Annotated in this window: 12 protein-coding genes; 5 read left to right on the top strand and 7 right to left on the bottom strand. The window is 34.5% G+C overall.

Annotation, left to right across the window (positions count from 1 at the left end; translation table 11 throughout):
• Positions 1–2: 2 nt before the first annotated feature.
• The 3 genes from rpe to hutI are packed head-to-tail and all read left to right on the top strand — an operon-like array spanning position 3 to position 3,431.
• Positions 3–656 (top strand): ribulose-phosphate 3-epimerase, encoded by a 654-nt coding sequence (gene rpe / locus ACMAZI_RS01355; protein WP_120405616.1) that lies wholly within the window; start codon positions 3–5, stop codon positions 654–656.
• Positions 657–666: 10 nt separating this feature from the next.
• Positions 667–2,205 carry a histidine ammonia-lyase gene (gene hutH, locus ACMAZI_RS01350; protein ID WP_120405617.1) on the top strand — a complete coding sequence of 513 codons (1,539 nt, stop codon included), beginning with the start codon at positions 667–669 and terminating at the stop codon, positions 2,203–2,205.
• Positions 2,205–3,431: an imidazolonepropionase gene (hutI, locus tag ACMAZI_RS01345; protein ID WP_120405618.1), complete on the top strand. Its 1,227-nt coding sequence runs from the start codon at positions 2,205–2,207 to the stop codon at positions 3,429–3,431. Before hutH ends, hutI begins: the two co-directional genes overlap by 1 nt.
• Here the strand turns inward: hutI and ACMAZI_RS01340 are convergent.
• On the bottom strand, positions 3,424–3,987 hold the full coding sequence (locus ACMAZI_RS01340; protein WP_114705972.1) for a TlpA family protein disulfide reductase: 564 nt from the start codon (positions 3,985–3,987) through the stop codon (positions 3,424–3,426). The two genes, hutI and ACMAZI_RS01340, sit on opposite strands and share 8 nt — an antisense overlap.
• 327 nt (positions 3,988–4,314) lie before the next feature.
• Between ACMAZI_RS01340 and glpK the strand changes: the two genes are divergently transcribed.
• Positions 4,315–5,793, top strand: coding sequence for a glycerol kinase GlpK (gene glpK / locus ACMAZI_RS01335; protein ID WP_412473924.1), 1,479 nt, complete (start codon positions 4,315–4,317; stop codon positions 5,791–5,793).
• A gap of 14 nt (positions 5,794–5,807) precedes the next feature.
• Here glpK and radA read toward each other — a convergent pair whose 3' ends face one another.
• The 4 genes from radA to ACMAZI_RS01315 are packed head-to-tail and all read right to left on the bottom strand — an operon-like array spanning position 5,808 to position 10,832.
• Positions 5,808–7,178 (bottom strand): DNA repair protein RadA, encoded by a 1,371-nt coding sequence (gene radA / locus ACMAZI_RS01330; protein ID WP_114705975.1) that lies wholly within the window; start codon positions 7,176–7,178, stop codon positions 5,808–5,810.
• A complete protein-coding gene (gene ligA, locus ACMAZI_RS01325; protein ID WP_412473925.1) occupies positions 7,162–9,051 on the bottom strand; it encodes an NAD-dependent DNA ligase LigA in 1,890 nt (629 codons plus the stop codon). Before ligA ends, radA begins: the two co-directional genes overlap by 17 nt.
• A 10-nt stretch (positions 9,052–9,061) precedes the next feature.
• Entirely contained in the window at positions 9,062–10,546 is a 1,485-nt protein-coding gene (locus tag ACMAZI_RS01320; protein ID WP_114705977.1) for an outer membrane protein, read from the bottom strand.
• Complete coding sequence (locus ACMAZI_RS01315) at positions 10,518–10,832, bottom strand: hypothetical protein (protein WP_133296882.1); 315 nt, start codon at positions 10,830–10,832, stop codon at positions 10,518–10,520. Before ACMAZI_RS01315 ends, ACMAZI_RS01320 begins: the two co-directional genes overlap by 29 nt.
• A gap of 78 nt (positions 10,833–10,910) precedes the next feature.
• Between ACMAZI_RS01315 and ACMAZI_RS01310 the strand changes: the two genes are divergently transcribed.
• The gene (locus tag ACMAZI_RS01310) at positions 10,911–12,089 is read left to right on the top strand and encodes a patatin-like phospholipase family protein (protein WP_114705979.1); all 1,179 of its coding nucleotides are present in this window, start codon (positions 10,911–10,913) and stop codon (positions 12,087–12,089) included.
• Positions 12,090–12,141: 52 nt separating this feature from the next.
• Here the strand turns inward: ACMAZI_RS01310 and ACMAZI_RS01305 are convergent, their stop codons facing one another.
• Together ACMAZI_RS01305 and ACMAZI_RS01300 are read right to left on the bottom strand one after the other, a co-directional pair.
• The gene (locus ACMAZI_RS01305; RefSeq protein ID WP_120405621.1) at positions 12,142–12,636 is read right to left on the bottom strand and encodes an outer membrane beta-barrel protein; all 495 of its coding nucleotides are present in this window, start codon (positions 12,634–12,636) and stop codon (positions 12,142–12,144) included.
• A 36-nt stretch (positions 12,637–12,672) separates the two neighbouring features.
• Positions 12,673–14,229, bottom strand: a complete 1,557-nt coding sequence (locus ACMAZI_RS01300) for a hypothetical protein (protein WP_120405622.1) — start codon at positions 14,227–14,229, stop codon at positions 12,673–12,675.
• Positions 14,230–14,266: the final 37 nt, after the last annotated feature.

Raw genomic sequence — 14,266 nt, 5'->3', positions numbered from 1 at the left:
AGATGAAGACCATAATATCACCAAGTATTTTAGCCGCTGACTTCACAAATCTAATTTCCGATATCTCTGTAATTGAAGATGTAAACGATCTATGGCTTCACCTTGATGTTATGGATGGCCACTTTGTACCAAACTTAACATTTGGTATACCCATTATTAAACAATTGAAAAAGAAAACAAATCTACCTCTTGATGTTCACCTAATGGTAACTAATCCAGAATTTCATATGGAAGAGCTAAAGGATGTAGGGATAGAAAATATCACTTATCACTTTGAAATTGAGACAGACCATATAGAGCTCATTTCAAAATATCGTAGTCACTATAATAGCATTGGTCTTTCCATCAAACCAAAGACCAAGGCACAAGATCTAGATTTAGAACTATTAAAGAAACTAGATCTTGTATTAGTAATGTCAGTTGAACCTGGTTTTGGTGGGCAAAGTTTTATGCCAAATGCCTTAGATAAAATTGAATATCTAAACAAGGTGAGAAAAGAGAATAACCTAAGTTTTAAAATACAAGTTGATGGAGGCATCAACGAAGAGACTGGTACAAAATGTCGTAACAAAGGTGCCGACAATATGGTTGCAGGGTCATATATTTTCGGAAAAGAAAAAGATCAATATAAAACACAAATAGAGACTTTAAGATAGGAATATAAAGATGAAAGAAATTATTATCGATGGACACAGTCTAAGTGTCGATGACATCTATGAAGTATCATACGCAAAAAAGAACACTGTAAAAGTAAAGCTAAGTGATATTGCACGAGACAATATGCTTAAGTCTAAAGCTTACGTTCAAAATATTGTTGATAAAGGTGAGCCAGTATATGGGATCAATACAGGTTTTGGTGCCTTATCCGATAAACACATCAAAAAAGAAGATCTATCACAACTTCAAGTTAACCTTATTCGTTCACACTGTACTGGAGTGGGTAAACCATTTACGAAAGAAATCACGAAAGCAATTATGCTACTTAGAGCAAATTGTCTCGCTTCTGGATTTTCAGGTGTAACGATTGAAGCCGTTGAGTTACTAATTGAGTTTATAAACAATGATATTATCCCTGTTGTTCCTGAAAAGGGATCAGTTGGAGCCTCAGGTGACCTTGCTCCCCTTTCACATATTGCACTTGCTTTAATTGGTGAAGGAGAAGTTGTTTACGGCGGTAAAGAGGTTCGCTCAGATTTTGCCATTAGAGATATCGGAAGAGAACCAGTTGTCCTTGGACCAAAAGATGGACTTGCTCTAATTAACGGAACAGCTGTTATGGCCGCACTAGGAGCACTGGCAATTAAGAAAACAGAAAATCTGATTAAAGTTGCCGATATTTGTGCAGCAACTACTTTAGATGGTGTACGTGGAACACTAAGAGCGTATGATCCAAAAATTCATGGACTAAAACCTCACCCAGGACAAATTGCATCTGCAATTAACGTAAATAATATTATAGCTGGAAGCCAAATTCTTGACTCTCACGTAGACTGTGGAAAGGTTCAAGATCCATATTCTCTTCGTTGTGTTCCTCAAGTCCACGGAGCCTCAAGACAAACACTTGCCCATGCAAAAGAAGTAATTGGAATTGAATTAAATGCTGTTACTGATAATCCTCTAATATTTCTTAGTGAAGATGAAGTTATCTCTGGTGGAAATTTCCACGGTGAAGCTATTGCTATGGCAATGGACTACCTTGCTATTGGTGTTGCTGAGTTATGTAATATTAGTGAGAGACGTGTCGAAAAGATGATGAATCCAACATTCTCAGATCTACCAGCATTTCTTACACCTGAATCAGGTCTTAATAGCGGTCTCATGATTGCACACGTTACTGCTGCTGCTCTGACTTCTGAAAATAAATACCTATGTCACCCTGCTAGTGTGGACTCAGTACCAACATCAACAGATAAAGAAGATCATGTTTCAATGGGTGTAACATCAGGAAGAAAACTTCATGAAGTAATTGAAAATGCAACAAAGTGTCTTGCCATTGAACTGTTATGTAATTCGCAAGCGATCGAATTCCATAGGCCACTAAGATCATCAGATGCAATTGAAGAGTTAATTGCTCATATCAGAAAGTCTGTTGATAAAATTGAAGAAGATCGCGTATTTTACAAAGATATTAACTATATTGAAGCTCTAGTCGATAATGGCGAATTATTAAGAGCTGTAGAAAAACACGTCGGGAAATTAAAATAATGTATATCTACAAGAATATTAATGAACTATTAACACTCAAAGAAGCATTTAAAAAGGATGGCCGCAATCTTCTGCCTGAAGATTCTTCAATCATTAAAGATGCCGCTATTGTTTTTAACGACAATGAAATCCTTTGGGTCGGAGAAAGTTCAAATATTCCTGTAGAATATCAAGATAAAGCAAAGTCTACTAAAGACTTAAGTGGTTATGTCATTACACCTGAGCTTGTAGACTCACATACTCACCTAATCTTTGGTGGTAACAGAGCTGATGAATACCAAATGAGATTAAATGGTGCTGATTACCAGGCCATTGCTGAAGCTGGTGGTGGAATTGTTGCAACTTCAGTTGGAACAAATGAAACAAGTGATGAAGAACTTTTAAATCTATGTCGTGAAAGAGTAAACAGAATTGCATCGTACGGTATTGGAACGATTGAAGTTAAATCAGGCTACTCTCTTTCTTATGAAGGAGAAAAGCGAATGACAAAACTAATAGCTAAACTTAAAGAAGAATTTGCTCCAGATATTCAAATCATCAATACCTTCATGCCAGCACATGCACTACCAAAGAGCTACGATAATACTGAAAAGTATATGGATGAAATCGTCATTCCACTACTCGAAGAAATTGGTAATGATGGAATTATTGATTGTGTTGATATATTTCATGAGAAAGGCTACTTCAATGCTGATGATGTTAAAAAATTAGCTCAAACTGCGAAGAAGTTTAACATTCCAATGAAAACTCATGCTGATGAATTCAATGATAACAAAGGTGCAATACTCGCGTGTGAACTCGAAGCACTCAGTACAGACCATCTTCTATGTACTACTGAAGATGGAATTAAAAAGTTAGCAGAATCAAAAACAGTAGCAACGGTATTACCAGGTACAGGAATTTTCTTAGGTAAACCTAAAGCAGATGCCAAGGCACTAGCTGATGGTGGGTGTAAACTTTCTATTGCCTCAGATTACAATCCTGGTTCATGTCATTGTGACAATTTACTATTGTTAGCATCAATTGCTGCTCCTTTATATGGAATTAATATGACTCAAATGTGGAGTGGTATTACATTAAATGCAGCAGCTGCAGTTGGTAAATATGATCAAGGTGCAGTAGTAGAAAAGTTAAAACCAAGGTTTAGCGTCTTTAAGACAAAGACAATTTCTGAAATTACATATAATTGGGGAAGAAACTTGGCCGTTAATAGAAATTCTATTTAAGCCATTCCTGAATTTTTTCTTTGAATTCTTCAGAGTTAAAGTCTTTTGATCCATTAGCGACTTCCATCACTCTTCCGTCTTTGAATACAATAGAGACTGGGATTGCTGAAACCATGAATGCATCAGTTAACTTTCCGTTCTTATCTTTAACGATATCAAAGTTAACATTAAACTTTTTACTAACTTCATTGATTTTCTTATCTTGCTTTGGCCCTTCATCAGAGTTAATTGCAATGATTTTAAGATCTTTATTTTCAATTCCAGATCTTAATGAAACTAGACTAGGGAATTCTTCAAGACAAGGTGTACACCAACTTGCCCAAAAGTTTAAAATCACAACACCTTTTGAAAGATCTTCTTTTTTAAACTCTTTACCTTTAATTGATTTTAAATCTGGCCTAACGAGCATTGACTCATAATGTTGAATCTTTTTTGTATCAACGCCTGCAATTTTAGCAGTAGTAAAACTCTCATCAGTAACAAATAATGAGCCCAATACTAGAAAACAAGCGATTGCGATTAGTTTAAATGGAAATTTTTTTCTTTCTGTACTCAATTTCCGACCCCAGTTAAAATACAATTATACACAAAGTAAGAAATAATTGCATCATGCAAAAAAGGCAACTTAAAATGAAAGAAATTGGCAAAAATAAGAGTCGCAAACATTTTTTAGATGATTCCGGCCAAACTTTCATCGAGTTCATATTCCTACTTGTCATACTTGTCGGATTATCTGTAACAATCTTAAAGGGTTCCAACTCATTCTTAGCTGGCCAGTGGGAAATTGCAATAAACAGCATTGTGCGCAATTACCCAGGGCATGATCCTGGGTTAAGATTATCTCAATAATATTTAAATTAATTCTCTCTATACTGGAGTAAATATGTATATTTTATCATTAGATCAGGGAACAACTGGTACGACTGCAACTGTTATTAATGCTGAGACTTTTGAATTCATTGACAAAGAAAATCAAGAATTTAAACAGTATTTTCCAAATACTGGGTGGGTAGAGCATGATCTCGATGAAATATGGAAGAGTGTACGTCTAACTGTCGAAACAGTATTAAAGAGAAATAATATCGATACTAGTAAGATTAAATCCATCGGTATTACAAACCAGAGAGAGACGACATGTGCATTTAATCGCAAAGGAGAACCTCTTGCTAAGGCCATCGTTTGGCAAGACCGTAGAACGGCACAATATTGTGAATCGATTAAAGCAGATGAAGAGTTATTCAAAAAGAAATCTGGACTACCGCTAGACCCATATTTTTCTGGTACAAAAATGCACTGGCTTCTTGAGAATAACCAATACGTAAAAGAGGCCCATAAGAATAACGACCTAAGATTTGGAACGATTGATACATTCTTACTTTATCGTTTAACTGGACAAACATCTTTTAAAACAGATGTTTCAAATGCATCAAGAACACTCCTAATGGAACTTGATAATTGTTCATGGGATGATGAACTATGTGAGAAACTAGGGATAGATAAGAATCTATTACCTGAAATATGTGAATCGATCTGTGACTTTGGAATAACTAAAGGATTAAGCTTTCTGCCTGATGGAATTCCTATAAACGGAATTTTGGGAGATCAACAAGCGGCCTTGTTTGGTCAAGCATGTTTTAAACAAGGAACTGGTAAATGTACTTATGGTACAGGCGCATTCATGTTAGTTAATACTGGAGAAGAAAAGAAATATTCAGATCATGGATTACTCACCACTGTTGCTTATAAGTATCAAGGTAAGACACACTATGCTTTAGAAGGATCTTGTTATATTGCTGGTGCCTGCGTGCAATGGTTAAGAGATAATTTACAGATTATTGATAATGCCGCTCAAACAGAAGATAAGGCCTTAAATGTAAAAAATATTGATCAAATTAAAGACCTTTTACTTCTACCTTTTTTTACAGGGATTGGTTCACCGTATTGGAAACCAAACGCAAAAGCTGCTCTAATTGGAATGACAAGAGCAACAAATACTGATGATATATGTCGTGTGGCACTTGAAGGAATTGCTTTAAGTATTAATGATCTAATTAAGGCAATGAAAAGTGATATGGGTAGTGATCTTGAAGAATTCAAAGTAGATGGTGGAGCTGTTGCAAATAACCTCCTTATGCAAATTCAAGCAGATATTTCTCAAATTAATGTAACACGACCACAAATAATTGAAACGACATCTTATGGTGCTGCACTAGCAGCTGCAATTGGAGCAGGCCTTATGACCATAGAAGATGTTAGTAAACAATGGAAGAAAGAGTCTTTATTTGAAACTAAAAATGATCATCGACAATATTACGACTATAAGAAGAATCTTTGGTCTAAATATATAGAAATCAATTTCTAAATTAGCGGTTAGGGTTAATCCCCTAACACGCTAAAGATATCTGTAATTTTTCTAACTGGTATAATTTTTAACTTAGATTTCTTAGAAAACTCTCGTGCAATCTTTGGTGATGCAACTAAAGTTTTATAATTTAAGGATTCCATTTCTTTAATACGCATCTCCATATGAGGAACTGTTCGAACTTCACCAGTTAGGCCCACCTCGCCTAAGAAGATCGTATCTTTTGGAATAGGTTTAGATTTATATGAACTTAAAAGAGCTGCGATAATACTTAGATCGGACTCACGTGTTGTAAGTTTCATACTACCAACAACATTAACGTAAATATCATTCATTCCCATAGGAATTGAAGCATATTTTTCGATAATGGCCACCATCATAGCTACACGGTTATTATCTAATCCCTGAGTTGTACGTCTTCCATTTCCGAATTTATTTTCTGCTACTAAAGCTTGTACTTCTACAAAGAGCGGTCTTGTCCCTTCTTTTATACACGTTAAGCTTTTCCCGAAACTCCCTTCAAGATCATCTTCTAAGAAGAATTGTGAAGGATTCTTTACTTCATTAAGGCCATCTTCTTTCATTTCAAAAATACCGACTTCATTAGTATTTCCAAAACGATTCTTGATTGCACGAAGCATACGATAATGGCCAAATTGATCACCTTCAAAATAGATAACTGTATCAACCATATGTTCTAAAATCTTAGGCCCAGCGATAGCACCATCTTTTGTTATGTGACCAACAACAAAACAAGTAATACCAGTAGCCTTCACATGATTCATCAGCTCATAAGTTACTTCACGAATTTGTGAAACAGTACCTGGAGGCGAAGACAACTCACTAGATGTCGTTGTTTGAATTGAATCTAGAACCATAAAACGTGGCTTTATCTTTTTAATTTGATTTAAAATATTCTGCCAATTTGTTTCATTATATATATAGAAGGAATCGTTCTTTAGGCCCATTCGTTTGGCCCTACCGGCAACCTGCCCCTCACTTTCTTCACCACTTACATATAAGAAGCTTTCGTTTTCTTGTCTTCCTGATAGTTTTGATAACATTTCAGTTAATAGAGTTGATTTACCAATACCTGGCTCACCACCAATTAAGATAAGTGATCCTGGAACAAGTCCTCCACCGACAACACGATCAAATTCATCGATGCCAGTTGAGACGCGATTGTATGTTTCAACTTCAATTTCTTTTAATTTCTTAGGTTGAGTCTCACCAACGGCCTTTACTTTAATACTTTCTTGTACTGGCGAGAAAGTTTGCTCTGTGAAACTATTCCATTCACCACAATCTGTACAACGCCCCATCCATTTAGCTGTTTGGAAGCCACAGTTTGAACATTCAAAAACTTTCTTACTCTTTTTGGCCATTAATCATTCCCATTACTTCATCTTCAGTCTTAATAGTAATTCCCAACTCTAATGCCTTCTTATACTTAGAAGACTTAGCTTCAGTTTCATTTGTAAGAAGAATATCTGTATTCTTACTTACAGAACTAACAGGAGTTCCACCAGCTGCTTTTATATCTTTTTCAATCTCACTTCTTTTTCGAGATAAAGAACCAGTAATACATATTTTTATTCCAGCCAAGCTAGATCCAGTATCATTTTCAATTACTTCAAATGTGAAACCTATTTCTTGTAAGTTTTTTATAAGATCTTTTTTTTCTTGTAATGAATTAACAAAAGTCGTTGCTGACTTCTCAGCAAATCCTTCTAGGCCTTGTAGTTTCTCCGCTGTCATCGCTAGCAACTTCTCGATTGAGTCAAATCCACCTCCAACAACTTTTTCACATTTATTATAGGCTCCACCAGTAATACCTAGTGCAGAAAGAAAAGTAATAAGATCAGCCTTCTTTGACTTTTCAATACTAGTTAAAAGTTTCGTGGCCAATTTTTCTTTAACTTTATCTAGTTCAATTAATTTATCAATATTCAAATTATAAAGATCTTCAATCTTTGTTACTAGCTTACGGCGAATCATTTCCTCGAGACGCTTAGAACTTAAATCATCAATACCTATCTTTTGAATGAAGTTTAAGATAACTTCTTTGACTTGTGCTGGACATGCAGGATTATCACAAATAATTCGTATATCAACTTGTTTAACTGGAGCATCACAGCTAGGACAATGTGTTGGTACAGAGAAATCATTCTCTGACTCCTTAATTGTTTGTAGAAATTTAGGTATAACTTCACCACTGCGGATAATTTCGATCTTATCACCTGCTTTTAGATTGTGTTGTTTTACCATTCCAAAGTTATGAAGTGTAACACGTGAAACGACAGCACCACTGATACTAACAGGCTCAACTTCTCCAACAGGAGTTAAAATACCATTTCTAGAGACCTGCCAAGTAATCGACTTAAGTATCGTTTGAACTGTTTCACCAGGAAACTTAAAGGCCATTTTATAACGAGGATGATGGGCAGTCTCACCGAGTTCATGATGTAGCTTTATATCATTATAAACAAATACCAACCCATCAATTAAATAATCACCATTGGCCATAAAATCTTTTGCATCCTCTATCGACGCTTCAAAATCTTTTTTTGATTTCATGATCTCATATTCGAGAATATCAAATCCTTGCTCTTGTAAATGATGGTATTTCTGTTCTTCCTTATCAAAATCAATTCCTAAAACATCAAATGCTTTAAAATTAATAAAAGAACATAAGTTTATATTTTCCTTACGGCCAACAAGTCCTGCCACAATATTTCGTTGAGAAGTAGGTTTTTCAAGACCTTGTGAGATCATCGCTTCAGATAATTTAAAAAATGACTCTTCGTCGCAATACATTTCACCACGAATTTCTATTCTCTCTTTATCTTGAATGGAACTAGGGACACCTTTCATCCATTGTACTTTTTGAGTGATATTTTCACCAAATGTACCATCTCCTCTAGTCTTACCTATAACAAGTTTTCCATTTTCATAAATCAGTGAACATGAAACACCGTCAACTTTGTAAATTCCTAATACTTCGTAGTCCTTGGCCCAATTGATTAATTCATCGATCTTATATGTTTTTCCAAGAGAGAGCATTTTCTTATCATGCTTTACCTTTTCAAGTGACGATATAGTAGAACCTACTAAATTTAGGACCGGATTATCAGGGTCAATTTCCCTAAGCTCATCTTCTATTTTATCGTAAGCAATATCACTTATTTCAGGTTCACCGCGATAATATAAAGCTTTATGATACTTTATTTGATCTTCTAACAACTTAATCTTATTCATTATTTACCTGTTAAAACTTAAATTTCACACCGGCTTTAAGTGATGTACTTTTGATATCAACCTTTCTTTGATCACTGGCAAACTCGGCTTTGTTTCCTAAGTAGGCAATCCCACCAAATAATGTGACTGCAGGGCCATACTTATATTCTCCACCAGCTTCAAGATAGATATTACTTGTATCGCTTGCATTTCCAAAAACCGTAACGTCTTCTTCATAACTAGGAGAGAACATAAAATCGAACTGAAAATAAATTCTTAAATCTTTAACAATTGGCATTGAACCTTTGGCACCAATGAGAAGACCACTGAAGTTAACTCCAGTAAAGCCATTACTAATTTGTGTATCATAGCCATGTGAGTATGAACCGTAACCAAGATATATATCAATTTGTGGACCGAAGAAGAATCCCATTGGTAAATACTTATAACCAGCAAGAAGTCTGAATGTTGAAGAATCCATTGAATTATCTTCAGGACTAAGAGTGCCTGAATCTTTAGAATAACTTCCAAATCCTTTTTCTAGATCAATCCCAACCCAGTAGTTTCTAGTAGCATAAATTTCACCCTCAATTGCAATTTTAAAATCAAATCCACTAATGGCCTTTGTTCCGCCTGAAGCAGACGAATTATTATTTGATCCAGTACCTAGTAGTAGAGAGGCTCCAAAATTACCAAGTAATCCAAAGCTATAAGCTTCCTCGTCCTCAGTTGGTGTATACTGCATCTCTCTTTTTTCAGATGATTTAGTATTCTTATTAATGATCACCCAATCATCAACTTGTACAAGACTTTTGTCTTCGTATCTTAAAACTTTAACTTGTGAGAGACTTTCACCTACATGAATAATTCGTCCAGTACCAATTGTTTTCGTATCCCAGTCAACAACTTCTTTTAAAAGAGGATGGCGACGACGTCTCATAGGACGTACTATTTTTACTTCATAATCAACATAGATCCCTGCATCTTTACCTAAATCAATTGAGAATTGCTGCCCTAGTACACCAAGAACTCTAGCATCATAAGGAATTTGCTTTTCATATTGGTCTAACCAATTATTTACAGTTTGAGCAATAACATCAGGATCATCCTGATTTAAATCTAATTCTTCTCGAAATAAGATATCTTGTCCATTTGCACCTATAATTTTTAAGTGAACTGTTACACCTTGAGGAAGTGATTCAATTTTAACTTTAATAATTGAGCCAGCATTTGTTTTATCAGAAACTAAACGTAAAACTTTTGGATTTTCTAATGCCTTATCTAGATCCTGTTTATAGTTTGATAAGATATTAATAATTTCAGAATTATATTGGTAATAACACCAACGAGAAGACTTTAGGTAGCGCTCAATTTTTGAGAAAACTTCATACCCGATAGCTCCTCCAACAGTATCCCTTACAGGTAAGATCATACAACGACGAGCACTTGGTGCAGCAAAAGCATCAATTGAGATTAGAATAATAAAACTAGTTAAAAGTAACTTGATTATTTTCATTCAGACGGCCTTCATAAAGATCAACAAGCATCTTATACTCATTAATCTCTTGTTTGGTTTTGATTAATTCTTTTTTTAATTCTTCGTGTTCTTCTTGTAATCGTTTTAAATATACGATTGCATTTGATTCATTAAATGAATCATTATATTCCCACTCGTTAATTTGAATCAGGTATTTACCGTTTTCAAACTTCCAAATTAATTTTTCTTTTTTTATATAGCGACGAATTGTTGATATTGAGATTCCCTTCAACAATGAATAGTCATTTATGTCCATCCAAATCATTCCTTAATTTTAACTAACTTGACGTGCTTTGCCAAAATTTATCAATGCATAAATGCCTATATCGAGTATAATTAATTTATGAATCGAATTGACATGGAAAACTTACGTTCAAAAAAGACAGCACTCGTACTTTCAGGTGGAGTTGTTAAAGCTGCTGCATGGCACCTAGGTGTTAGCTGGGCACTTCATGACCTAGGTTTTACATTTAAGCACAATCATTCGGACGTAAATCCTGATTTTGAAATCTCAACATATGTTGGTTCAAGTGCTGGGGCACTAATAAGCCTCTATTTAGCATCAGGCCATTCTCCAATGGACATTATTGAAGCATTCCTACACAAGAACAAACATGGCCTAAAACCAATTACATATCGAGATATGCTCTCCATTAAAAGGCCAAAATTAAAACCTCACCATCCAAATCTCTATGATCCATTAGATGGTTTCCCAGGAATGTTAAAAAAAGTCTTAAGCCCAATAATCTCCATATCGGGATTATTTTCAACTCAAGGACTCCATGACTATATTGTAGATAATATTATTAAATCTAATAATTTTGATGATTACGACGCCGATCTATTTATCATAGCCACTCAACTAGATCACTCTAGAAAGGTTATTTTCTCAAGGTATAACTACCCAAACCCAAGTCATGATCCAACTGCACACTACTATACTGATATTCCAATTGCTGAAGCTGCTACTGCTTCAATGAGTGTGCCACCATTTTATACACCTTATCCAATTCATAATAATACAACAAATAAGACTGACTTCTATATAGATGGTGAAATTAGAGAAACATTATCAACACATGTTGCTGTGGATAATAAGTGTGATTATATTATTTCAAGTTGGACACATACGCCTTATCACTATCAAGATGAAATTGGTTCACTTGCAAATTACGGACTACCAGCAATTTGTACACAAGCAATATACCTAATGATTCAAAAGAAGATTATCGACTCTCGTGCTCGAAGAATTGCAGCACAGGATATTATTGATACTGTTAACCAGTATATGATTAATGAGAAATTCAGTAATGATCAAAGACGTCACATCACTTCTATTATTGAAAGAAAGCTTAATTACGATCCAAATGTTAAATTAATCGATATTTATCCAACTCATGAGGATTTCAATCTCTTTTTTGCTGATGTATTCAGCTTGAATCCTAAGAAGATGACAAAAATGCTTGAAGCCGGCTACAAACGAACAATGGATATATTTAATAATAAAGAATTTGAAGCATAAAAAAAGCCCACTTAAAAGTGGGCCTTCTTATATCTATAATTTAAAATAAAAATTAAAGATCAAGTGGTACTGATACTCCAAGTAGGATTTCATCAGAATCTAAATCTACTGTACTACCATTTAAGTCATCATAATTAATTTTTCTATACTCAAAGTTAATAGATACAAAAGGTAGCATTGTTAAACCAACACCTAGGGCCATACCCGATCCTTCATATTCAAATGCACCAGACTCTAGCTCAGAATTAAGATAATAAGATGCATAAGCTCTAGCCAGAATTGGTAGATCAACAGCTACAAAAAGTCCCATATTAGAAACATCTGCATCATCTCCATTTGCGTCATATGTCCCCATATTATAATCAAGACCAAAACTAACAAGCATTGGTAGAGAATAACCTAAACGTCCACCAATATTAATTCCATCGGTATCAGTCCCTTCAAAATCTCCAGCAAAATTGTAAGCTAAATAAGGCTCAACATAGATACCCGCATTTGCTTGAAATCCCGCAACCATAATCATCATTGCAATTAATAATCTTTTCATAAAATCTCCTCATTTTATCTAGTAATTTCTCTCAAACTAGATGTGTTCAATAATATATAAACCTTCGGTACAAAAGCTTTGCATATAGTTAATATTTCCATTTCCTGAATCAATTTTCGTATTAAGAATTCCGTAATCATGAGAGATCACAAAGACCTTCTCAGTTAGCCCTGTAATTTCAGCACTCACTGTTCCATCTTTATCCATATAGTAGAAATCATAAGATCCTGATGGTCTAAGCGAAGACATATAGGCTTCGAAGTTCACAAGAGGTCGATCTAAATTTATTTGGATTACACATGCCCCATTATCAGCATAGTTTTGGAATAATTCTTTTAAATAATCAATATACTCAAGAGATGGTATGACAATCTTCTTAATATCATCAAAACCAACAAAAACAGGTGTCTCTTTTCCAACTTCTAAATAGTGTTTAAATCCTGCTTCACGAATTGGTGCGATTAATTTGTAACGATTAAGGCCAACTTTCGTTGGATTAATATCTCGGTTAAAGTAGTTAATACTTTTAGCATCAAGATTCATTTGTTGTAGTGTTTTAGCAGCTAGATTTTCTTCAAAAACAGAGAAATTAACAGCCTTTGAACTCAGTAAATATGGTGCTTCATAAGTCATTTCATCTTGAACTAGATGGATAATCTTTTGAGCAACCTTTCCTTTAAAGTCCATGTATTTAATTAAGTGATTACCTAGTTCAACATCTAAGTAAAGCTCATATACAAACGATCCACCTGGCTCAATTTGCTTAAAGTTTTTATTTAAAAATATTTTCTTTTTAAATTTACCCGTAAATGTTGATGTATCAATCTTACTTCCAAGATCAACTAAAATGTGTGCACCCGTTTCCTCTTTTATCTTATTCTTTTCAAGAATTTTATCGAGGTAATCTGTACTTATTACAGGAATATCAAATGTCGTATCACTTCGAGCACTTAATTCAAAATTTGTACGAATAATTCCACGAGCAGCTACAGATGCTCTAAATGTAGAAAACTTATCATCTGGAGCAATTGGTACTTTGATAACTGAAGAACCTGCATCAGTTAGTAATTCATTTAAATTATAACTAGGCACTAAGTCGTAATCGCTTAAATTATTCTTTGATGGGCCTTTATGATTGAACTCTCTAAGCTTAATATTAAACGTAGAAGCCGCTTTCGTACGTTTCGCAGCTGATTGTATAAAGCTTGAGAAATCAATTATAGGCTTATAGTTTTTAGGCTTTCCGACTGCTTTTCTTGCCTTACTCTTCAAAACTACAGTCGGTCTTAAGACCGGTTTAGCTTTATTCACTTTTTTCTTTTTATCATCACCGTATGTAAAGAAGACCATCTCTTCTTTCTTCGTCTTATCTTTTGCATTCTCAATTGCCTTTGGATTTCCATGCTTGTTAATTTTTTTAACGCCAGATGATCTCAAGTTAATTGTGTCAGAATAAATATCAGAAAAGTTGAATGAATTTAATTCCTTCGTTTCAAAATTCTTAGGTTTGAGACGAATTATATCGCTTCCAGTAAGTGCTGAAGAACTTACTTGAAAAATTAAGAATAATAGTGAAATTAGAAGCTTTATCATTAGCTCTATTTTCGCATTATTACTTATTTTTAAGCTT

It is taken from the genome of Halobacteriovorax sp. YZS-3-1 (assembly GCF_047084945.1).
GTDB lineage: Bacteria > Bdellovibrionota > Bacteriovoracia > Bacteriovoracales > Bacteriovoracaceae > Halobacteriovorax_A > Halobacteriovorax_A vibrionivorans.
The sequence above is the reverse complement of the archived record's forward strand: the minus strand, read 5'-3'. Positions and strand labels throughout refer to the sequence as shown.